The sequence below is a fragment of the Hahella sp. HNIBRBA332 genome, from assembly GCF_030719035.1.
Taxonomy (GTDB): Bacteria; Pseudomonadota; Gammaproteobacteria; order Pseudomonadales; family Oleiphilaceae; genus Hahella.
The window spans coordinates 2,638,103-2,660,259 of sequence record NZ_CP132203.1 but is presented as its reverse complement, the minus strand read 5'-3'; the positions used below and the strand labels follow the sequence as shown (position 1 = coordinate 2,660,259).

Annotated in this window: 19 protein-coding genes; 11 read left to right on the top strand and 8 right to left on the bottom strand. The window is 54.9% G+C overall.

What is annotated here, in order from left to right; translation table 11 throughout:
* Window positions 1-49 precede the first annotated feature (49 nt).
* The 3 genes from O5O45_RS12095 to O5O45_RS12085 are packed head-to-tail and all read left to right on the top strand — an operon-like array spanning window position 50 to window position 4,135.
* Window positions 50-1,270: a hypothetical protein gene (locus O5O45_RS12095; RefSeq protein WP_305905480.1), complete on the top strand. Its 1,221-nt coding sequence runs from the start codon at window positions 50-52 to the stop codon at window positions 1,268-1,270.
* Window positions 1,248-2,441, top strand: coding sequence for a caspase family protein (locus O5O45_RS12090; RefSeq protein ID WP_305905479.1), 1,194 nt, complete (start codon window positions 1,248-1,250; stop codon window positions 2,439-2,441). Before O5O45_RS12095 ends, O5O45_RS12090 begins: the two co-directional genes overlap by 23 nt.
* The gene (locus O5O45_RS12085; RefSeq protein ID WP_305905478.1) at window positions 2,438-4,135 is read left to right on the top strand and encodes a histone-like nucleoid-structuring protein, MvaT/MvaU family; all 1,698 of its coding nucleotides are present in this window, start codon (window positions 2,438-2,440) and stop codon (window positions 4,133-4,135) included. Before O5O45_RS12090 ends, O5O45_RS12085 begins: the two co-directional genes overlap by 4 nt.
* A gap of 315 nt (window positions 4,136-4,450) precedes the next feature.
* On the opposite strand, the gene O5O45_RS12080 is transcribed toward O5O45_RS12085, so the two are convergent.
* Window positions 4,451-5,137, bottom strand: a complete 687-nt coding sequence (locus O5O45_RS12080; RefSeq protein ID WP_305905477.1) for a hypothetical protein — start codon at window positions 5,135-5,137, stop codon at window positions 4,451-4,453.
* A gap of 795 nt (window positions 5,138-5,932) precedes the next feature.
* Between O5O45_RS12080 and O5O45_RS12075 the strand changes: the two genes are divergently transcribed.
* From O5O45_RS12075 to O5O45_RS12065, 3 genes are read left to right on the top strand one after another with little or no spacing between them, the layout of a single operon-like run.
* Window positions 5,933-6,481: a hypothetical protein gene (locus tag O5O45_RS12075; RefSeq protein ID WP_305905476.1), complete on the top strand. Its 549-nt coding sequence runs from the start codon at window positions 5,933-5,935 to the stop codon at window positions 6,479-6,481.
* Entirely contained in the window at window positions 6,478-6,693 is a 216-nt protein-coding gene (locus O5O45_RS12070) for a hypothetical protein (protein WP_127971152.1), read from the top strand. The genes O5O45_RS12075 and O5O45_RS12070 overlap by 4 nt, the downstream gene beginning before the upstream one ends.
* Window positions 6,690-7,025 (top strand): hypothetical protein, encoded by a 336-nt coding sequence (locus O5O45_RS12065; RefSeq protein WP_305905475.1) that lies wholly within the window; start codon window positions 6,690-6,692, stop codon window positions 7,023-7,025. The genes O5O45_RS12070 and O5O45_RS12065 overlap by 4 nt, the downstream gene beginning before the upstream one ends.
* A gap of 48 nt (window positions 7,026-7,073) precedes the next feature.
* On the opposite strand, the gene O5O45_RS12060 is transcribed toward O5O45_RS12065, so the two are convergent.
* The 7 genes from O5O45_RS12060 to O5O45_RS12030 all read right to left on the bottom strand — a co-directional run bounded on the left by O5O45_RS12060 (window position 7,074) and on the right by O5O45_RS12030 (window position 14,138).
* Complete coding sequence (locus tag O5O45_RS12060; RefSeq protein WP_305905474.1) at window positions 7,074-7,793, bottom strand: sugar transferase; 720 nt, start codon at window positions 7,791-7,793, stop codon at window positions 7,074-7,076.
* Complete coding sequence (locus O5O45_RS12055; protein ID WP_305905473.1) at window positions 7,786-8,976, bottom strand: glycosyltransferase family 2 protein; 1,191 nt, start codon at window positions 8,974-8,976, stop codon at window positions 7,786-7,788. The genes O5O45_RS12060 and O5O45_RS12055 overlap by 8 nt, the downstream gene beginning before the upstream one ends.
* A 50-nt stretch (window positions 8,977-9,026) precedes the next feature.
* The gene (locus tag O5O45_RS12050) at window positions 9,027-10,124 is read right to left on the bottom strand and encodes a glycosyltransferase (RefSeq protein ID WP_305905472.1); all 1,098 of its coding nucleotides are present in this window, start codon (window positions 10,122-10,124) and stop codon (window positions 9,027-9,029) included.
* Window positions 10,125-10,157: 33 nt separating this feature from the next.
* The gene (locus O5O45_RS12045) at window positions 10,158-11,657 is read right to left on the bottom strand and encodes a GumC family protein (protein WP_305905471.1); all 1,500 of its coding nucleotides are present in this window, start codon (window positions 11,655-11,657) and stop codon (window positions 10,158-10,160) included.
* A gap of 4 nt (window positions 11,658-11,661) precedes the next feature.
* Window positions 11,662-12,099, bottom strand: coding sequence for a hypothetical protein (locus tag O5O45_RS12040; protein WP_305905470.1), 438 nt, complete (start codon window positions 12,097-12,099; stop codon window positions 11,662-11,664).
* Between the two features lie 95 nt (window positions 12,100-12,194).
* The gene (locus O5O45_RS12035; protein WP_305905469.1) at window positions 12,195-13,412 is read right to left on the bottom strand and encodes a glycosyltransferase; all 1,218 of its coding nucleotides are present in this window, start codon (window positions 13,410-13,412) and stop codon (window positions 12,195-12,197) included.
* A gap of 3 nt (window positions 13,413-13,415) precedes the next feature.
* Window positions 13,416-14,138, bottom strand: a complete 723-nt coding sequence (locus tag O5O45_RS12030) for an acyltransferase (protein WP_305905468.1) — start codon at window positions 14,136-14,138, stop codon at window positions 13,416-13,418.
* Window positions 14,139-14,424: 286 nt separating this feature from the next.
* On the opposite strand from O5O45_RS12030, the gene O5O45_RS12025 reads away from it, so the two are divergent.
* The 5 genes from O5O45_RS12025 to O5O45_RS12005 all read left to right on the top strand — a co-directional run bounded on the left by O5O45_RS12025 (window position 14,425) and on the right by O5O45_RS12005 (window position 21,186).
* The gene (locus tag O5O45_RS12025; RefSeq protein ID WP_305905467.1) at window positions 14,425-16,113 is read left to right on the top strand and encodes an asparagine synthase-related protein; all 1,689 of its coding nucleotides are present in this window, start codon (window positions 14,425-14,427) and stop codon (window positions 16,111-16,113) included.
* Complete coding sequence (locus O5O45_RS12020; protein WP_305905466.1) at window positions 16,110-17,324, top strand: glycosyltransferase; 1,215 nt, start codon at window positions 16,110-16,112, stop codon at window positions 17,322-17,324. The genes O5O45_RS12025 and O5O45_RS12020 overlap by 4 nt, the downstream gene beginning before the upstream one ends.
* 2 nt (window positions 17,325-17,326) lie before the next feature.
* Window positions 17,327-18,736, top strand: coding sequence for a lipopolysaccharide biosynthesis protein (locus O5O45_RS12015; protein WP_305905465.1), 1,410 nt, complete (start codon window positions 17,327-17,329; stop codon window positions 18,734-18,736).
* A complete protein-coding gene (locus tag O5O45_RS12010) occupies window positions 18,724-20,094 on the top strand; it encodes an O-antigen ligase family protein (protein ID WP_305905464.1) in 1,371 nt (456 codons plus the stop codon). The genes O5O45_RS12015 and O5O45_RS12010 overlap by 13 nt, the downstream gene beginning before the upstream one ends.
* A gap of 120 nt (window positions 20,095-20,214) precedes the next feature.
* A complete protein-coding gene (locus O5O45_RS12005) occupies window positions 20,215-21,186 on the top strand; it encodes a glycosyltransferase family A protein (protein WP_305905463.1) in 972 nt (323 codons plus the stop codon).
* Window positions 21,187-22,157 lie beyond the last annotated feature (971 nt).

The window sequence follows — 22,157 nt, the reverse complement described above, 5'->3', positions numbered from 1 at the left end:
ACAGATTTGGGCTATGCTTTTGGTGTAGCAGCATGAGGAGAGGACTTCCATGCCATTCGTGTTTGTTCATGGCGTCAATAACCGACTGGACGATAGCTATAACCGTGATGTAGAGCTACGAGCAGCATTTCTCAGAAGATTAGTCGCCCCTGCCGTTGGTATTGATCCTACTCACCAGATCTACTCTCCTTATTGGGGTGGTAATGGCGTTCGCTTTTGGCGAAATCTTGAGGTCGTGCCCAGGGGGAACGAAGACGAGAGGTTGGGAGCTGATGTAAATGTACTGTCGCCAGCATTGGGGATTGCTCTTGAGAGCGGTCAGCTCAGAGACGGTGACCAAATAAAAAACCTTGCTGAGCGTGAACCTGAACTGCTCGTAGATCTGCTGTTTGATGCAGTCATTTTGGAGGCCCAATCCGAAGAAGACATTCAAGCGGTAGCGCAGGCGTACTGCTTAGCCCAAGACCGCCTAGCTGAGCAACATAATCAATGGTTATCACAGATTTCTGATGGCGATGCATTATTAAATAAGGTTTTTGATTTAGTGGAGCCAAGGACACCTAAAGCTTCTATTGAAGCTTTAGGTGGGCAGAGATTTTGGGATATGTTGAGCGAAGGCTTTAGGCGCTCGGCATTATTAGGCCTGGCCCAAATTTCCAGGGCAGTTGTACAACCTTCCCGGCTCCCTTTAACTCGGGCGCTTGCTACGTTTGTAGGAGATGCTTTTCGGTACTTAGATGAACGTGGCGATGGAAGCAAGCTGGGGCCAATAGCTTCAGTTGTCATTGACGCGTTTAATCAAGCTGCGTCTGTAGCTAAAAATAAGCAGGAGCCGCTGATAGTAATTAGTCATAGTTTCGGTGGGGAAATAGTCTACGACATTCTCACACACTATGCGGAAAACATGGAACTTGAGATTGATGTATGGGTAACCGTGGGATCTCAAGTTGGCCTATTTGAGGAAATGTCATTGCTATTAAGTAGTCCTGGCCGGACTGATGTTTCAGCTACCCCGCGTGAGGCCATTCCATCACCAACACGGGTGAAACACTGGCTAAATATCTTCGATACGAATGACGTGTTGGGATTCAAGGTCTTACCAGTATTTACAGCATCCGTGCCAGGCACGGTAAAAGACTATGAGTATGAAACTGGTTTCACCGTATTTGGAGCGCATTCCGGTTACTTTAATTGGCCCAGTTTCTATAGGCGACTGGAAAAACGCATTGTTGAAGGCATGATAGGCAATGACGCAAGTAAGACTTCGTGAGATAAGTGAAGCTCCTGGTACGCACGCTCTAATAATTGGGGTAGGCAACTATAAATATCTGCGTGGTGGTCCCGAGGAATATGACTCTGCAGTTCATATGGGGCTCAGTGTCTTGAGGTCTCCTCCTATTTCGGCGATGGAAATAGCTCACTGGATATTGAAAAAAGAGGGGGATGTCTATACTGGACTGAGTAATCCACGTGCGCCTTTAACCACAGTCGAAATATTGGTTACTTCCGTGCAACGTGAAGAGATTATTGTAGATGGTAATACTCATATTATTGAAAATGCCTCTTTACCCAACGTTCGCGTTGGATTCGACCGCTGGCTTGAAGAAATAAAGCGAAATGATGATAGTGTTGGAGTAATTTATTTTTGTGGCCATGGAATAAAGGGGGGAGGCTCTGATCTTCTTTTATTGTTGGATGATCATGGTGCCATAATAAATCGCCCTTTTGAAACTGGCAGCTTCAATATATCAAGTACAATACGAGCACTTCAAAGGCAGGTTAAATCCCAGCTTTATATATTCATTGATGCCTGTAGTACATTCAGCAGAGAGCTTGCTAATAGAATTGGCGGAACTCCTGCAGGAGCATTATTGGAAGAAAGTGAGTCAACTATGGTTGTCAATAGAGGAATGACTAAGGTTGTATCTTCTACTGATGGACAACCAGCCTATGGCGACAGCAATGGTATTTCACGTTTTACTGATGCATTTCTAAGAGCTTTCAATGGTTTCTGTGGCGTAGTTCTTCCTCCTGGCATGAATAGGTGGCAGATTAATGGCTTCGCACTTACACAAGCTATACCTAAGCTGCTTAATGATATAAACAAAGAACGAGGCGGGGGCGCTCAGGCTTGCACATGCTTTATATCTGGAGGAGAAGATTTGCCTCTGCACATTACGGCTCAGGTGCCTAAGGTCAAATTAGAGATTGCGCTTACGCCTGAGGCGCTCCAGATCAGGAGCAGTTATTCGATTGTTGATCTCGGCCCTAGTGGCGCGCCTATATTAACTGGCGGGCTTACAGCTGGAGTGTGGCAAAGAGAAGTATCTAGAGGCATTTATTCGGTGCTTATTTCTTCGCTGGATCATCAGCTTTATGACAGTGGTGCTCAACATCTTGAACCGCCGAATTACCTCTTACCCGTAGTAGTTGATATATGAGATACAGTCATCTTCAGATTCATCTCAGAGTGCAAGGCAAACAAGATTACTACCCGACTTTACCAGCATCTGTCGTTGACGCAACAGGCCATGTGTTGACCTCGGGGCCAGTAAGTGTTCATGACCCAGCAGAGCTTTGGTATAAACGTCGTACGGAACCTCTCTTCGTACGCTTGGTTTTGCCTAATGGCATCACGCAAACTAAAGCATTGCGAGATGATAATCATACATGGCATGACGAGATTACATTTATTGTTGGAGGTTGCCCCAACACCTTTGAATGGATGCAGTGGTCTATAGTACGGCTAGATTCCAGGAAGCAAGGAGGTCCTATACTAGAGCAACCAGGAATGTGGGATGCATGGTTTCAATTATGGGAGAAAAGCGAATACTCAAAAGATTGGTGCCAAGTTTCTATAGAGCGATATCTGAGAGAGGTGCCTCACTCCCAAAATGCAATTCAACTTGAGATGAACGGTGCTAGCTGCGCCAGAGCGTTGGTATTACGTCTTGATAGTGATATGCCACAAGTTGTTGCATTGCCATACAATAATGCAAGCGTATTAATTATAGGGTTGCGAGACCCGTCAGGTATTGATGCGCCACAAGTACTAATAGGGGGATATAGTCCTGATGCCGAAACTATATTGGAGTTTCTCAGAGCCAACGCACTTGAATCTATCGAGTCGATGCTAGAACCAAGAAGTAACTTTGCGCATAAGCTACTTCAGGATAAGTTTTCGGACCCAGTGGCAGCGACCGCTGCCGCATACTACCTTCTAAGAAAGCGTGACTGGGAGCGTCTTCCTGCAGAGTGGTTAGATACTTTAGCAGAAAGGTTTGCATGGATTCCTGATGCAGGTCTAATTAATGCATCGAGCCGAATTGCACGTGGTATGACTTTTAATGAGGCTGCGGACCTTGCCAGCTCAACGCTTGCGAATATGCTACAGAAAGGTATTCCTTTATTTGCTGAGGCGAACTTTTTACTAAGCGATCTCTTGCCCCTAGCAGAGAAAGCAAAGCAACGTGAAGAGATGAAAGCGATTGAAACCATACGCATGATGCTGGCGTCGTCATATCCGGCAGGGGTGAGTTTTGGTTTTGTAGGTAATAATCCTAGTGCTCCCATAGATATTCAAAGAGCGCTTCTTGAGGTAGAAAACAAACAGGGATACCGCAACATAGTTGAACAATCGAGTGTCAGGAACATAACAGTCTCTACAGGATTGGGTCCGGAAATAGCTTCACTTGCTATTAAGGAATCGAATGTTCCGCACAAAGTACCTGGGAATGCTAAAAAGACGCTGTTTCTTGCAAAAGTTTTTGGAATAAACCCTAACCTCTTATATGTGTACGAAAATGCCTTAATGGAGCTTAAGTCGCTGGAAAAAAAAATAGCTGTGTTAGAGCAAGATGAAGAAATTAGGAACGCTCTTGAGTTTAAAAAGAAAACCGATGCATTGATGGCCGAATATAATATTACACCCGGAAAACTAATACATATGATTCTCAGCTGGAGTTTAATTCCGGCTGGCCCAAACTTCCGCTCTACTCGTTTACTAAAAGTTTATCGAAACCCTAAGACTGGTGAAGAAATGAAAGTTCATGGGGGCAATGACAAAGCCCTTGATTCTTGGAAGGAAAAATATGGAAAAGGGAATGTAGAAAACTGGCTGGTTCCAAAACACTAGAACATATCTTATGTCACAAGAGTGGGCGCTATTATTGTGCTGACGATGGAAGCTATGAGTTCCATCAGAAAAAATCTCTTTTCTGTAGCGCTTTTTCAAGTAGACACTTTTGCCGCTTTTGTGAGATAGCACTAGTACTTGTCATGAGGAGTATAGGAGACCCCCGTCGGTCAGGGGATATGCATGCTATTTTTTATACGATGAGTGATGTTTTTTTCTTTGGTCTGCCTGTTAATGTCCTGCATAGTCGAGCCTCATCATCACAATGAGGCTCCATAAATAACGAACAAACTCACACGAGGCTATATCGCCGGCTTAGACAATCTTTGTCGTGATGGACCATCCTTTCATGGTCAGTTGTGTCTGTATGTTGTTTCCGCCTAAGTGCGAGAGTCCGACGGGCAGCACGGTTACGCTGGGTCCTTTGACGCTTGCGGCTGCGTTGATCAAATGAGCGGCGATCCCCGGATTGCGTTCGTCTGATTTGGCCGCCAGTCCCTGTTCGACGACTTCGACGGTATTTTCTCCCTCGGCGAACAACACGTCTTTCAAAAGCGTCGCCCTGTAATAAAACAGAGAGTGATTGATTGATCCGAGGTTTTTATCGGTGGGATCGGCAATGGTGAGCTTCTCCATCTTGGTCAGTCCGGCGCCTGATCCAACGATGGAGCCATTTTTGATAGGGAGTTCGACCGCCGCAATGGTCGTATGCTTGCTCCCTAATTTGCCGATGGCGGCGACCACGGCTTTGGCGCCGGCAATCATCAAAGTCTGATCACCGGGTAAAAGCGGCGATAACGTCTCTGTACTATGCTGTTCACCAAGCAGGACGATGAAGCTGCTGTCCTTCTTTAGAATAACCCCTAGCGGCATGCCAGGGTCAGGCAACATAAGCCCGATTCCGTCAATCGTTAACCCTTTCTTGTTTAAAGGCAGATAATTTAACTTATAGGCGTTGAGTACCGCATCCGCGTGATTTTTCGCCTCTAACTCTCCAGACATAAGAACTCCTTCCTTTTGTCGATTTAATAAAGTCTTTCACCGAATTTTTTCTGAGAACAGCGCCAGTAGGATCTCCCATAATCTTCCTGAACGCCTTTCATAACTCGCTGAATTTGTTGTCGTCGTCATCATACTAAATAAATCTGAAATGCCCCTCAGTAAATTTGACCGTTATTTTTAGGGGAGGCTTCAGTCTGATCCCATGTTTGTATTCTTTGTGAGCGCAAGAATGGCCCAATAGACACAAATGGCGGTAACGTTCAGAGCTGATCGCCTCAACCGCGTAAAACCTCAAACTACGGGCGAACAAGGGGACATTTCAACGCTTCCCAGGTAAAAGAAGCGCTGGCCTGCGGTCGTCTCATCGCACCGCTTCCTGCGGCGCCGTCCTGTTGCAACTATTACCTCATCACCCTCAAAGGCAAAGCGATCAGCCATAACGCCAGCGTGCTGAAAGGCTGGCTGCTCAGCAAAGCGTAAACGCCGCTCCCATGCCAAACTAAACCATAGACATAGGGAAAACCGTAGGTTGGATAAGCGAAGCGCCATCCGACATGTACGCTCCAGATCCAACAAGTCCTGAACTTTCACCAATACCTAAGAGAAACCAAGAAGGCGCTCATCGATGTCTTGCATGATCACTGCATCGATCTTTCGCCAACACATTCCTTTACCAACAATAGGCCGCTAGGGGTAGGGTTAATAGCCGGTATTTAGACTGTGGCGACCCAGGTAGTATCAACGTCCCCGGGGAATGTTAGCCCTGATTTCTACACTTAATATGGATTTTTAAGCATGTCATATTCCAGAAGCCGAACACATATTGCGACGGAAACAAAGTATTCGGAAATTCGCCGTGAAGTTATCGAAGACGCCAATGCCATTCTTCCTGTCCAACTTAAATCAGTCGTTTCATACTCCCTCATCACCCAAAAGGCCATTATAGAGCAGCGCTCCTGGCATAATACTTTCGGTCGTCGAGTGGAGTGGGACTGGGAAAGAGATGACTATGGTTACTATCACTTTTTGTATCAGGAACCCAAGCGCTTTGAATTAGCTATTTGGTGGCGTGAAATGAAGCTGTGCGCACTCTCTTTAGGACAACCTACATGGTCTGGCAGTCGTCTAAGACTTGATTTTATTGAGTCTGCCCCTGGCGATAATCCTCTAAAAGGAAGCACTTTCAACTTAATCGAGATTGCGGCCAGAATATATGCTAAGCATATTGACGCCCATGAAATCAGACTTATGAAACCAGTAAACGCCAATGTAATTGACTTCTATTGTTCCAAGGGCTACGAATATAACAGCCGCGGTAACTTTTGCTTCAAGGTGTTGAGATGACTGAAGATAAAAAGCGAGACTCCGATTATGAGGAGTTCCTGCGTCAATTACGTGAGGAGATAAAAGATGGCTTCGGAGCGGTCATGGAAGATGAACCACAGGTTCAGTTGGGCTCTTTAGATTTGGTTTTTACACCCGATTCGGAGCTTTTCCCGAGTGAACTGGAAGAATACAGACCAGAGGAGAAAAAACTTCGACTGGTAAAGAAGTGAGCCCGCTTCAGAAGCGGGCGCTTGATAAGCATGAGTCCACCCCTTTGGATGGATTCACTGCTGATGAGCTGGAGACCATTAAGGAGGCTGCGCTGCGTCTAAGGTCGGCCCGTCATTCCCAAAGCCCCGAGTGGGTCAAGGGATATGCGCCGAAGGAGCTTGGGCAATATCTCGTTGCAATTGAGAGCCAAGAAGGGAGCACGATTGCCTGTTATCGCTACTCTCCGGTGTTGGGTTGGGCTCAAAAGAATCCAAGTGAAACGATTGTCGCGTATATGCGCTTGGAAGATGCAGTAAGCGCGCTGCCTTCTCCTTGGGAAAGCAAGAAATAGCGCGGCGATCATATCAGATACCCCCACATAACTTTTCCTCACCAGGGACTATTGCCCCCGGCCGCGTATCATTACCCAGAAGGTTCGCAGGATTATTTCGATGTCGGTTTTCAGCCATGAGCTGAAGTTGGACAGGCAGAGTGAATAGGCGTGGTCGTAGCCGATTTTGTTTTTCACGTCTTCCAGACAGGCGTCGTAGCCTTGTCTGACCTGGGCCATACCAGTGATTCCAGGCGTCACGAAGTAGGTGCGTTCGATGTAGTAGGGGATGGCCCGGTCCAGGTTGTTGCTGATGCCGGGGCGTTCCGGGCGTGGACCGACGATGGACATTTCACCGCGCAACACATTCAACAGCTGCGGCAGTTCGTCCAGGCGCGTTTTGCGCAGGAAGCGGCCGACTCGTGTGACTCTCGGGTCGTTGCGGGTGGCCCAGACGGCGCCGGTTTCTTTTTCCGCGTCGACGCGCATAGTGCGGAACTTGATCATGTAGAACAGCTCCGTGCAGGTCGGCGTGGCGCGACCGACGCGCAGTTGTCGGAACAGCGCGGGGCCTTTGGAGTCCATACGAATAGCCAGAATCAGCAATGGCCACAAGGGCGCGCTGAGAGCCAGCCCCAGCAGGCTTATTGCAATATCGAAACAGCGTTTGGCCGCCAGGGTGGTGGCGGGAATATAGTTCGTCGATGAATCAATGGCGGCTGAGTGTGATGGCGTCATGGTCGCCTCCGAGGCGTTTTTCGTCGTTTTGGCGATAACAAAATCAATCATGATGGACCTCCAGTTTCACACGCTGCCAGCGGCCGTTTTCCTGTCCTGACAGATAACGTAACGCTCCCAGGGCGTTGGCGAAGTGTCCGCTGACCAGGTAATGCACCAGATTCACCGGTTTGGGCCAGGGAACGCCGGGAGTCAGCGCGCGAATGCTGGCGAGACCGTAAACCAGGATCTGTCCCACCAGCAGCGCCATCGCCAGCCAGGAGTGCAGCGACAGCAGCAGCGTACATAGCAGAAAGGCCATTAAGATCAGAGGCATGCACACTCGCAGAAACTTGCCGGAAATATAATTGAATGCGGTCGCGCCGTGTTTTGGATTCAGCAACGGCATGAGCATCAACGCCTGTTGCACATTGCCGGCGGCGATGCGTTTGCGGCGCTGATGATCCATCGTCAGGCTGGCCTGCTCCAGTTCCACGGCGACGATATCCCGGTCATAAATGCAGCGACGGCCTTGCGCGACAATGCGCATGGGAAGAATAAAATCATCATTGATGGCGTTTTCCGGCAGCGTCTCAAACAGACTGCGACGAAAACAGTACAGAGCGCCATGAGCCCCGATGGTGGAGCCGACGACGCTTTCCATCTCCTTGATTTTGGTCTGATAACGCCAGTAAGTTTCTTCGCCTTCCGAGCCGGGAGTGAGTATCTGATAAGACGCCGCTACGACGCCGACGCTGGCGTCGCGCATATGACGGGCGATGATCTTCAGAGCGTCGATGGAAATCAGCGCCGAGGCGTCGGACAGCAATACCAATTCCGTGGAAGTTTCCCCCATGGCCTGATTAATGACGGCGACCTTGCCCTGGTTCGTCTCATTGGCGATGACCTGCACACGCAATTTTCTGACATCGGCTTCCTGCAACGTGCGATGAATAATCGACAAGGTGTCGTCCTGGGATCCGTCGTCATAAATTCGCACTTCAAAACGATGGGCGGGATAGTCGAGAAACGCCAGATTGCGCAGCTTTTCCGCAATCACCTCCGCTTCGTTATATACGGGAATGATGATGCTGAGTTCAGGATAATCGCTATGCGCATCTTCCTGGTGGCGGGGTAAAGACTGCTGGCGCTTGCGGTTGGCCCAATAACGCAGTAGCACGGGATAGCCGATGTGATGGTAGACGATGATCAGCCCCAGGATCAGCGTGCAGCTCCAAAGTAACAAGTCGGTCATGATGATTTACCTTTTGGGTGGCGATTCTTGTGGTTAGGCGTCGTCCGCGCTCAGCAAGCGACGCTGTGCAACTGGTCGTAAGCGGCGACCATGCCGCGGATATCCCGATGTCGCATGACAAAATCCCTGGGGTTGGCGCTCAAAGTCGTGCGCAGGCTGTAGCGCAACGCCTTCGCCAAGGCCGCGGAGTTATCCGCTGGAACCAGAATGCCGGTGGTCGGACACAACGCTTCGCGACTGCCGCCTACATCGGTGATGACGGCGCGCGCGTCGCAGGCCTGCGCTTCCAGGGGCGACAGGGGCATTCCTTCCGCTTTCGACGCCAGACAGAACACGTCCAGCGCCTGATAAAAGCGCGGCATATCATCCACCAGGCCCAGAAAATGCACGCGATCGTTGAGATTGAGGTCGCGGACCTGACGTTGCAGTTGCGCTTCCTGCGGGCCTTTGCCGGCGAGAGCGAGATGTACGTTGGGGGGCAGGCGAAACATGGCGTCCAATAAAGTGTCGTGTCCCTTCACCTCATGCATGCGCGCGGCGCAACCGATGATAGGCAGGTCTTCCGGCAGTCCGAATGCGCGCCGAGCGGCGGTTTTGTCTCCGGGTTTGAAGCGACGCGTATCTATACCGTTGGGAATCACCCGGGGTTGCGCGTGAGGGATGCGGCTCCTGATGTGATCGGCGACGATTTCGGCGTCCGCCACCAGTTGTGGGCGAATCAATTTCAGGCATTTGGAAGCCAGACTCTGATGGTTGTCCAGGCCCAGATGCCAGGCGTCGTGTTCGGTATGGATCAGAACGGGGATGCGCGCCAGACGCGCCGCTGCGCCGCCGTAAAGCAGCGGGCCGATATGATGGGTATGGACCACATCCGCCTTGAGGCTTCTGAACAACGCCGCCAGCTTCAGCAACAGACGCGGCTGCAAGCCGGGGGCCTTGTCGAGAAAATGCATGACGCCTGCATACTGGCGCAGGCGTGGCCACAGAGAGACCATTTGCGGCTCCCGGCCTTCCAGACTGACCAGATGCACGTCGGCGTTTTCTCCAGCGAACCTTTGCAACTCTAAACAAATGCTTTCAATACCGCCCGGCGACAAATGCTGCACGACCTGGACGACGACTTTGCGCTGAGAAGATGTCGATGTCATGGATATACCTCGTTAAATGAATTGCGATCAGGTTTAGGACTCGACCGGCGTCAGGTCGCGGGCGGATTGAAATCCGATGGCGACTTGCCTGAAGTCCGGCAGGCGCGAGATAACCGGCGCGCCGATAATTTTTTCCGCCACGTCGCGGCGGATGATGCTGGTGTCGATAATTTCCAGAATCACGGCGATGGCTGCGCCGAGGAACAGGCCGCCCAGCGCGCCGCTGATGAAATACACCACCAGGGGCAGGTTAATGGGGGCGTGGGGCGTGAACGGGCGATCAATAATCTTGACCCGGTCGTGCTCTTCAAAGCGTCCCAGCGCGCCGGTGACTTTGGCCATTTCATAGCGCTTGAGCAGATCGTCGTAGATATGCTGTTTGGTGACGATGTCCCGCTCCAGCTCCCGCAGGCGCTGCTCCACCTGGGCGAAGCTGTCGAGCTTGGTCTGCAGGCGCGTCAGCGTTTGCTTCAGACTGGCGGTTTCCTGCGTCAACTGCTGCTGACGGGACTGCGCCTGCTGGATGGACTCAAGCTGCGACACCAGTAACGGGCTGACCCGGTTGCCGGTTGCACTGCGGTCGTCGCCGGCGTCGGCGAAGTCCGCCGCCAGACGCCAGAGCTCGTCGAGGTTTTGCGGGCTCATGCGGCGGGTTTGCGCCACCAGCGTATCCCGCTCCTGACGCAGACGTTGCAGGCTGTGTCTGGCGGCCACCACCAGACTGTGTTTATCGGTGTAGCGTGCCTGCAGTTGATTCAGGTCGGCGCTGGCGCGAATGATGTCCGCTTCAATGGACGCCAGCAGCGGATTGGCTTTTAGCAGCTGTGTGTTCAGCGCTTCAATGGCGGCGTCAGCGCCCGCCAGTTCCACCTGTTTGATCTGCAGTTGTTTTTCCGTTTCCCGTAATTGCTCGATATCGAAATGCATCTGGCCAGGCAGATTGCCGCTGTATTGGGACTTGAACGCAGCCAGTGTGTTCTCCGACGCCAGCAGCGCTTGTTGCTGCGCCAGCAACTGTTCTTCCAGGAAATTCTCCGATGCATCGATGGATGAGCGTTCCGGAGCGAGCAGCACATTCAGAAAATGTTTGGAGGTGACCTCCAGCGTGCGCGCCATTTCATGAGGCGAGGAATCAGTGAGGCTGATTTTGATGATATCGGACCCGATCAGTTCTACCTTCAGGGAGTGGGAAAGGCGATTCAGCACGGGGTCGCCGATGCGGCCGCTGTCCTGGTCGGCCAGGCCCATTTCCAAGGCGACTTCGCCCAGCATGTGGCGCGAATGCAGCAGCGCTTGCAGGGCAGCCATACGTTCTTTGAGCTGCGTGGATACGGAGAAATCCGCCAGAAACGGATTCAGCTTTGACGTTTCCTGAATCAGCAGCGTGGTGTAGCTCTGATATTTTTTCGGCGTGACGGCGCCGATGAGCAAAGCCAGAAACGGCGCCGCCAGCAATGGGGTTACGATGGCGTAGCGGCGTCGCCAGGCCGCCGCCGCCATGTAGTGTAAGTTCAGGAAGACGCCAACGCGCATGAGCTTATCCCTTCGCGCTCAGGCGCGCGCTAGAGGCTGGCAGGCTGGGATCGAAGCGGATATCCACCGGCAGACCCCGCATGGCCAATAAAGCGCGCAGCTTGCCGCCCCAGCGCAGGCTTTCATTGAGCGCCTGGAACGGTTGGACGGCGTCAGTGGCCGCCACTTGCAGCAGCAGCCCTTTGTCCATACAGGCGGCGCAATGGCTGACGAACGCCATGGCGCGCGCCTCCAACTCCAGCCAACCAGGACTTTGCAGGGGCGCGTCGATGGCGTTGATATTCAGCGTCAGATAGGACGCCGTGGTTTCTTGAACGGGCGTCTGCGTCATTGCGAACAGGGTTTGGTTGACGCGTTCTATGTCCATCCGCTCGCTTTGCATGGCGCACCCGGTCTGTAATAGAACCGCGATGATCGGTAAGGTTTTGACCCATGTGTTCATATCGATGTCCGCCTGCGTTGATGAGTGAGTTCGCGTGCCTGAAAATCTGGCTTGTGATTGATAGAACCAAAAAGTGTTCCAACTATTTTTTCTCGTTAAATCAACGGGCTATGAAGCGCCTTGTCTGGCTGTTCGCATTTTGCGTCGAGCTGTGCGGCGCTATGCGCAAATTGCTTCAGGCAGTGTTTGACGGTTTGCGCCCGGCGCGACCAGGATTCCTGCGCGGCGGTTTGTCTGAGTTGATTGGCGCTGGCGTGGAAAGGGCAGGCTTCGATTTGTCGCAACGCGTCGACAAAGTCTTCGGTGCAATCGGCGATACGCACCAGATGACCGTAACTTTCCACCGCTGGAAAGCGGGTGGAGACGATGCTGGCGCCCGCCGCCATATATTCCCGCAGCTTGAGCGGGTTGCAGGCCATGATCTGGCCGTTGCGTCGGAACGGCAGCAAAGAGGCCCGCCAGTGTTGCGCATAGGCGGGTAATTCGTGATGCGGGCGTGGTCCCAACAGGCGTACATTGTCGAGACGGCGCAACGGCGCCACGTCAGTCTGAACGGGGCCGATGACTACAAAAGTCCAGTGGGGCAGGGCGCGGGCGCAATGGCTTATCAACTCCACATCGAACCACTCCGACACCGAACCGTAGAACCCCGCCACCGGGCCTTCCGCCGGCAGATCCCGCGGTCGAGGCTGGGGTGAGCTGAACAGACGGTAGTCCACGCCGTGAGGCAGCCACTCGGTTTTGCCGGGGGCGAAGCGACTCCCCAGGGCTTCACTGGCGACGAAGATTTTGTCCGCCTTGCCCGCCAACTCGGACTCCATGGCCGCGATAGGAGCGTGATCCACTCCCGCCAGACTACGGAAATCGTCGCCGCAATAGTAAACCACGCCACGTTCGCCGAGACGTCCTGCCAGATCCGCCATTGACGGCAGAGAAGACCATAAAATCGGCGCACCGTCTTTGCGGATATAAGGCGTTATCTGGCGTTTGAGTAGCGCTGCGTTGAGCTTTCTGATCAATCGCGATCCGAACAGAGGAATCACCAACGGATTGATCAGACGACAAGGGGCGGCGTCCTGGGCGATCTTCTGGACTGTACGCGGCGCGCCGGCGCTGAAACGGGAGATCAGCTTGCGATACAGGCGCAGCAGATCATGCATGGTCAGGCGCGGGCGGCGCAGTCCGATGGAGTTAACCCAGATAATCTCGTAGTCGTCGCTGATATGGCGGATCAGATGCTGAGTGCTGCTGGGGTGCGCGCCCCAGTCTTCGCCGAAAACAATCAGTTGCGGCTTTTGCGTGGCGTTCATCATGGCTCATTCCTCCTCCGTCAGGGTTCTCAGCACCCGAGCTGGGACGCCCCCCGCCAGCACGTTGGCAGGCAGATCGCGGGTGACCACGCTGCCGGCGGCCACAATGGTGTTGCGGCCGATGCGGACCCCCGCCATAACGCTGACGCCAGTGGCGAGCCAGACGTTGTCCTCCAATATGATCGAGCCGACCTGGTCGTCGGTTTCCGGCTTGCCGGCGGCGCGCGCCGACGCGTCCAGAGGATGACCGGGATAGCCCGCCAGGAAAGCGCGTCCGGCGATGCGCACGTTGTCCCCCAGAATGACTTCAGAGCCCACGGCGATAGTGGTTTGCCAGCCGATATCCACGTTGTCGCCGACAATCAGCCGGGGCGTGCTGGTAGAAGAGGTCCTGCCCGAGAACGTTGCGAGTCCTGAGACACGACAGTCGGCGCCCATCTGTACGCTCAGCGCCCCGGTGACCAGGGGCATGCCTGAATATAAATAAAGACCGCGCGCGGGGGACTCCAGACGGGATTGAAACAGGGGCGTCCAGTAAACAATGCGCGACAGGTTTTCCAGCATGCTGCTCAAACTGCGATGAATCAGGTACATCGGTTTGTGCAGAACGCGAATGCATGGAAATTGAAAACGGCGAATGCCGAAATAGACGGCGCGCAGTGCGCTCGCCGCCATGGAGTCGCTGTGTTTGATGCGGGCTCTTAATGCCGCCCCGGAGAATGTGCTCATCGTTGACCTCCTCGGATAGTTTGGGAGGTGCTACGCAGTTTATGGGCCAAAGCGAATTATCTCTGAGGGATCAGAGTATTAGCCTGTGACAGGGGCGAAAATGAGCTCGACTTGATCTCATTGGTATGGCGTTTTGGTTTGCAAATTACAAACAGGGCGATCTGTTCGCCAACTGCAACTGGCCTGAGAATTTTTCTAACTAGCTGCTTTAAAAGGACATTCGGGGAAATTTAATTAACTGGCGCAGATGTTGAAACGACTCGTAGCAAAACCATGAGGATCGAGTATGACCATTTGCAGCTTTCGCATTCCCTTGCAGGAGGGGCGTCCAGTCCTCTCTTCGGAGCGTGACGCTTTCATTATGTTCAAGCGCAACTCCCAGAGCGCGTTGACGCACTTTTCAGGACCCGGTTTTCATCTGGTGGCGTGGGGAGATCCCGCGCACTGCGACCAGGATGCGGAGGTCAGAGCCAACTGTCGCCGCGGCCTGTTCAAGACTTATTGGGGGCGCTCCTGGATCTATGTCGACCGGGAGCGCAATGAAGTCGCCGGGTGCACCGACCGTCTGGGCCTGTTTCCGATTCTTTATCGCCATCATTCAAACCAGTTGACGGTCACCTCGGATCGGGGCGTCATGCTGGAGTTACTGGGCGACGAGGCGCAGATCAATCCTCAGGCGATGCTGGACTTGCTGGCTTTCGGGCAGGTCATGGATGAGCAATCAATTATGCGGGGCGTCACGCAACTGCGTGCGTCCCGCTGCTTTCATTTTTCCAGCGATGGCCAACTGCAGTTGCGGGATTTTTCTCCCTATCGGCTGCAGAAAGTGCGTTGCGCCACGCTCAACGAAGCGGTCGACGCTTTTGTCGGCGCGGTGGACAAATGTTTTCAGTCCAGCTCACGAGTGGCGGTTTCTCTGTCCGGCGGCCTCGACTCGCGCTTGATTCTGGCGGCGGCGTTGAAGCTGGGGCATAAACCGGTGGCGTTCAGCTATGGCTGTCCCGACTCGTCGGACATGCGCATCGCCAGGGATATCGCCGAGTCTCACGGACTGCCCTTTTTCGCCGGCGATATGCGCGGCTCGGATCGCTGGGCTTCCATGAAACGCATTGCGTTGCGGGGCGGCTGTGAGGTGCCGGTGCAACACGGCCACGCCTTGGCGGATGAAACGCTGCTGGATCAGACCCGGGGCTTTACCGTCATCACGGGGACGGGCGCGGAGACGTTCCGGGCCTTTTACTACGATCGCGGCGCCCCGGGTTATTCGCTGATGGCGGTGGAAAGGCTGGCCTCGCGCCTGTTGCCCTATGCGCGGCGATATATTCGGGAAGAATTCGGCAAGCTCGCCAACCCGGTTATCCGCGCCTTCCCTGAGTTGGGAGGACGCTTGGAAGCGCGCTTTCAGATGATGCTGGACCGCTATCACGATTGTGAGACCGACGCTGCGGATCTGATGGACAACGTCTATCTGGCGGAGCGGGTCGGGCGTATGGTGGTGTCCGGCCAACAACTGTTGGACAACGATTACGAGCGCTGCCATCCCTTTTTGCATCCCAACGTGCTTGAGACCCTGGGCGCGCTGCCGGTGCGTCTGCGCCTGGGAAGCCTGTTTCACCGCAAAGCCATCGCCAAATTGAGTCCATCGCTGGCGAGCGTTGACTGGGATAAAACCGGGAGGCCATTGCGCGCGGGACTGCGCTGGCGGGAGCGCTATCCGGGGCTGGCCGCCCGCTTGGGGCGTCAGCCTTGTTGGGGTAAAGCGTCCAGCGGCGTGTTCGATTACACCGCCTGGCTGGACCTGGATAACGTGGAGCCCATGCGCGCGTCATTGTTGCAGGAAGGTCTCAGCGAAGGGGATTTCAAACGCGGCGTCGACGCCTTGCTGACGGATGCGTCAGCGTTGCATGTGCGCGGTCTGAACATGGTGCTGGGTTACTTGAACTCAGGCCGCCGGTCGGTGGGGGGCGGGTTATGAACGCGATATGCCGAGGCCCTCAAGAGGCGTCAACGCCCGCCCCGCTGAAGTCAGTGGGCTATGTGCTGCCGCAATTTCCCGTGCTTACGGAAACTTTCGTCGGTGTGGAAATGCGGGCGATGCAGCGCCTGGGTCATCAAGTAACGCCTATCTCGTTATCCTATCCGCAGCAGAATGGACAATCCCGGGATGAGGAGCTGGCCGCGGCCGCCTTGTATGTGGGCGATTGCAGCCGTGGACAAGGCTGGTATACCTGGCTGAAGAATCTAAGAGGGTGGGGGCCCAGTTCCCGCTTTGCGCTGGGGCAGGACGGTATTCGCGCGCGTTCGTTATTGCTGCAGGCCGCTCAGGTGGCGGCGCTGGCCCAGCGCAGGGGATGCCAGCATCTGCATGCGCATTTCGCTTTGCACTCCGCTGCGGTGGCGATCGCCGCGGCGCGGTTGATAGGCGCTTCCTGCTCATTTGTCGGTCATGGCTTTGATGTCTACGTCAGTCCGGCGGACCTTCGTCTCAAGCTGTCCTGCGCGGACTTCAGCGTGGCGGTTTGCGGCGATATGGAACGACTGTTTCGCTCCCTGGCCGGTGGCGGAGCCGGGATTATTAACATTCCCTGCGGCGTGGAGCTGGATCGTTTGCCTTATCAACATGGTCTGGGGGCGAGAGGTCGGCTTCTGTTTGTGGGGCGGCTGACGGAGAAAAAGGGGCTCAAACATTTACTGGAAGCGTTGGCGGCGATGCCTTCCGCGGAACGTCTCAGTCTGGATATTGTCGGTGATGGACCACTGTCTTCCGCGTTGCGGGGGCAGGTCGCCAGCCTGGGGTTGCAGGAGCAGGTGTCCTTTCTCGGCGGTCGCGAGGCGGAATGGATCAGCGCCGCCATGACCCGCTATCACGCTTTAGTCGCGCCATTTTGCGAAGCGCCTAATGGCGACCGGGACACTGGACCGCTGGTATTGAAAGAGGCTATGGCGGTCGGGTTGCCAGTGGTCACGACCCGATTTATGGGCGCGGCGGAGATCGTGCAGCCCGATTGCGGTTTTCTGGCGGCGCCGGGAGACAGTCAGAGTCTGGCCTGTGCGATCCAGCACTTGCTAGATACGTCGGATCGGGCGCTGCAGAAGATGGTGCTGAACGCACGTAGAAGGGTGGTGGCGGAATATTCCTCCGTGCGACAGGCGCGCCTGTTGTCACTGGCGATTCAAGAGTTGTAATCATGTCGTCGCTGTTCAGACAGGCAGTGTATTACGGGCTGGGGCTGGTGCTGATGAAGGGCGTCAGCTTCGTGATGCTGCCGGTGATCACCCATTACCTGTCGCCCCATGAATATGGCCGCCTTGATGTCCTGTTAACGCTGATGAATCTGCTCGGGCTGGTGATCGGCCTGGGGGTGGTGGACGCCATGTATCGCTTTGCGGGGATGGCCTCCAGTGAGCAGCAGCGACGCAAAGTGATCGGCAGCGCCTATTTCCTGAGCTGTCTGGCGGGCGTGGTTGTGTTTGCGGCGCTGCGTCCAGCAACGTCCTGGTTGAATCAATGGTTGCCGGCCAGCTACAGCGATCAGGAGTTGTCATTGTGCCTGGCGGCGTTGGCGCTAAGCGGATTTATTTCTGTGCCCCTGGCCTGGATGCGCATGCAGGATCGGGCGGAATGGTTCTTTTGTTTCAGCGTGGGTAAAGCCTGTCTGCACGCGGCTCTGGTATATCTTCTATTACGCACCGGTCTGGGACTGGAAGCTGTGCTGTGGGGCGCGCTTGTGTCCAACGCGGCGCTCGCTCTGGCGGCGCTGGCGGTGCAGAGTCGTCATGTCGCGCCTTCCGCTGCGGCGGCGCTGGCCAGACCTTTACTGAAATACGGCTTGCCTCTGGTAGGCGGCGGTCTGTGCATTTTCCTGACTCAGGGGGCTGAGCGTTGGCTGCTGGCGGGACTGGGCGGTGCGGAAGACTTGGCGGTATACGGCGTGGCGGCTCAGTTCGCGCTGGTGGTGGCGCTGGCGATCGAGCCCTACACGCTCTGGTGGTTTCCCCGTCGCTTCATCGTGTTGGGTCGCGCGGATGGCGTCGCCCTGAACGCACATTACGCGGCGGCGGGCGCCATGATGGCGTTGTCCGTGGCCATTGGCGCGGCCTGTGTGGGGCCTTGGGCGCTGCGCTGGTTGCTGCCGCCAGAATACGATATGGCGGCCCAATTGTTGCCCTGGCTCGCTTTGGCCATGGGCCTGAAACAGTGCTCTCATCTGATGAATCTCGGCTGCTATGTGGAGACGAACACCCGTCTGCCCACGGGGTTGAATGTGCTGGTCGCCGCTGTCGCCGTTCCCGCATACGCTCTTGCGGCGGCGCACAGCGGCGTCTTCGGCGTGGTGTACGCCGCCGTGTTGATATACGCCTTGCGCTTCGCAGTGTTTGTCTGCGCCAGTCAGCGTCGCTTGCGGCTGGATTATCCCTGGCGCGATCTCAGCATCGTAATGAGCGCCGCCGTGTTCACCCCGATGCTGATGCAGATGGATCAATCGGTGGCGGCGATATGCGTGGGCGCGGTAGGGGTGGCGCGCGCCGGGGCGACCCTCTTGCGCAAACGGCGTATGGTGGCCGCGTCTGCTGAGGCGGAACTGTGCAAGCCCTGAGCCGACACAATCAGTTGACGCTGGGCGCCGGCGGCGCGGCGTTGTTGTCTTTGGGATTCTACTTTTCTCCCCACCCCTTGCTGGCGGGGCTGGCGCCGCTGGGAATATTGGCGGCGGTCGGCGTGTTCAGGGCGCCGTTTCTGGTCTGTCTGGGCTTTATTCTGTTTTCCTTCTTCCGCCTGCATGAAGCGTTTCCCGCGCTGGGGCCGTTTCGCATTCCGCAACTGCTGGCGCTGGCTTCTCTGGCGGTGCTGAGCTGGCGCTTATTCGTTTCCAGGGCCATCGAGGTGTACTGGAGTCGTGAGTTGACGCTGTTCGCCTTCTTCTTTGGGCTGACGGCCTGTGGCGTGATGCTGGCCACCAATCGAGGCGCGGCCATGGGCGCCTTTACTGGCACTTACGTCAAAATCGCCATCATGGTGCTGGCCATCGCCTGGTTGACGCGCACGCCACGAGATTTTTCCGTCGCCGCCTGGGCGTTTATCGGCGCGGGCGTGGCGATCGCATTAGTCGCCATTTCCAACAAGCTGAACGGCATCGGACTGGTGGAAGGGGCGCGGGTCACAATCGGTCGTGATATCGGCTCCATGATCGGCGATCCCAACGATCTGGCGCTGGTGCTGACCTTTCCGCTCAGCTTCGCCGCCAGCATGGTGCTGACCCAGGGCCAAACCCGCTGGCGAATGCTGTTGGGGCTTCTGGCTTACGGTGTGATCGTATGGGCGATTTTATGCACCCAAAGTCGAGGCGGTCTATTGGGCATCACTGCGGTGGCCGGCGTGTTAGTGTGGCGTCGGGTGCGCAACAAAATGCTGGTGATGATGCTTGGAGGCATAGCGTTGATGGTTCTGGTCGCCGCCGCGGGTATTTCCGATCGTGCTTCCGGCGGCGCCGCGGAGGAGGGCATTGACGAGTCCGCCATGGGGCGGATATATGCCTGGCAGGCCGCGTTCAATATGGCGCTGGCGCATCCCTTCACCGGCGTCGGCATCGATAATTTCTACTCCAATTATTACTTCTACAGCCCGCATTGGGACGGCAAAAATCATGCGGTGCATTCGACCTGGTTTCAGGTGTTGGCGGAAACGGGGTTCGTTGGCCTCGGCTTTTTCGTCGTGTTGCTGGTGGGGATGTTTCGCAAGATTTTCAGCCTGCTGCGGCGCTTGAGTTACTCACCGACGCCTGATCGAACTCAGCTCATGATAGCGAATGCGCTGCTATCCGGTCTGACCGGTTTCTGTGTGTCCGGAACCTTCCTGACTCAGGGGTTTATCTGGCCTCTGTATATTCTTCTGGCTTTGACCGTGGCGGCGGGGCGCGCCGCTGAGCGAGCGCAGTCCAGTGACGCGCAGGGATAATCATGGGCGCTTGGCGGTATTGGTACGCATGCTGCAAATACCTGCTTATATACAGCCAGACAGGTTGTTTGATCTGGCTTTTTTGCAATCTGCGAAGCGTAACGTTATTGAGGTAGCAATATGAGCACCCCTTTACCTTTGGTATCCGTCGTCATTCCGTCTTTCAACTGCCTGAAATATCTCCCGCATGCGGTTAATTCCGTATTGGAGCAGGATTATCCGAACCTGGAGTTGATCATTATTGATGACGGCTCAACGGATGGTTCCAGAGAGTGGCTGCGTAATTTCACGCTGGACTGCGAGGGCGCAGTCACCGCGCTGTATGACAAAGGGCTAGGGGCGGGCGGGGCGCGCAATTTAGGGGTGGGCTACGCCAAAGGCGAACTGGTGGCGTTTCTGGACGCCGATGACCTGTGGGAGCCAGGTAAACTGGAACGTCAGGTGGCGTATCATCAACAGAACCCGGAGGCGGTGTTGAGTTTTACTGACTATGTGCATGTTCACGAAAACAACAGCGCGGTGATATGCGGCTGCTTCGAATTCTGGCCGCATTTTCAGGAAGTCGCCTTGGGCGGTCTGAAGGCAGGGGAAAAGCGCGATCACGCTTATTGCACACTGGAGCGCGCGACATCGACGTTGTATGTGGAAAATGTCGTCGGCACATCGAGCGTGATGGTGTCGCGAGACGCTTTCTTCGCAGTGGGCGGCTTCGACGTCAGCCTATTGTCCGCCAGCGACTGGGACCTGTGGCTGAAACTATCCACCGTAGGCGAGGTAGGATTCACTCTGGCCCAGGACATGCGCTACCTCATTCGCCGCGGCGCCATTTCCCGCAGCATGGGCAAACGTCTGGCGGCGGTGGGAATAATCCTGTCGCGACACCTGGACGCCGCCACAGCGCAGGACCCTCAATCCCTAAGACTGGCCCAGGCGCAATTGGCGGCGGCCTACCGTGATTACCACCGCAGCCGGGGAGAATGGTGGAAAGCAACCACCTCCGGCATGTCCGCCTTTCTGAAACAACCCTCGCGACGCCACTTCAAAGGCGTCATCAACAGCTTGCTGGCGCACCGGGAAGTGCGTTTGCAGTAAAACGACTTGCTGGATTGGAATACAGACAACCAAGACCCCGTTCGCCCTGAGCCTGTCGAAGGGCCGCAGTCTCGCAATGATATTGAACAGATTACTAACCCAACGGAAGAAACTTTCCGTTTGTGCGGAATGGACTGGGGGAACGCTCTGGAAAGCCCTTCGACAAGCTCAGGGCGAACGGGGGTGGGGGGATGGCTTGTGGTTTTTCACATGTTCTCTCCCTCATGGGAAGGGAGCGATTTGACAATTTGGATTGTTAGCAACAATAGAACCGTTCGCCCTGAGCCTGTCGAAGGGCCGCAGTCTCGCAATGATATTGAACAGATGACTAACCCAACGGGAAAAACTTTCCGTTTGTGCGGATTGGATTGGGGTAAACGCTCTGGAAGGCCCTTCGACAAGCTCAGGGCGAACGGGGGTGGGGGGGATGGCTTGTGGTTTTTCACATGTTCTCTCCCTCATGGGAAGGGAGCGATTTGACAATTTGGATTGTTAGCAGCAAAAGCACCGTTCGCCCTGAGCCTGTCGAAGGGCCGCAGTCTCGCAGTGATATTGAACAGATTACTAACCCAACGGGAAAAACTTTCCGCTTGAGCGGATTGGATTGGGGTAAACGCTCTGGAAGGCCCTTCGACAGGCTCAGGGCGAACGGGTGGGGGGATGGCTTGTGGTTTTTCACATGTTCTCTCCCTCATGGGAAGGGAGCGATTTGACAATTTGGATTGTTAGCAGCAAAAGCACCGTTCGCCCTGAGCCTGTCGAAGGGCCGCAGTCTCGCAGTGATATTGAACAGATTACTAACCCAACAGGAAAAACTTCCGCTTGTGCGGAATGGACTGGGGGGAACGCTCTGGAAGGCCCTTCGACAAGCTCAGGGGCGAACGGGGGTGGGGGGGATGGCTTGTGGTTTTTCACATGTTCTCTCCCTCATGGGAAGGGAGCGATTTGACAATTTGGATTGTTAGCAACAA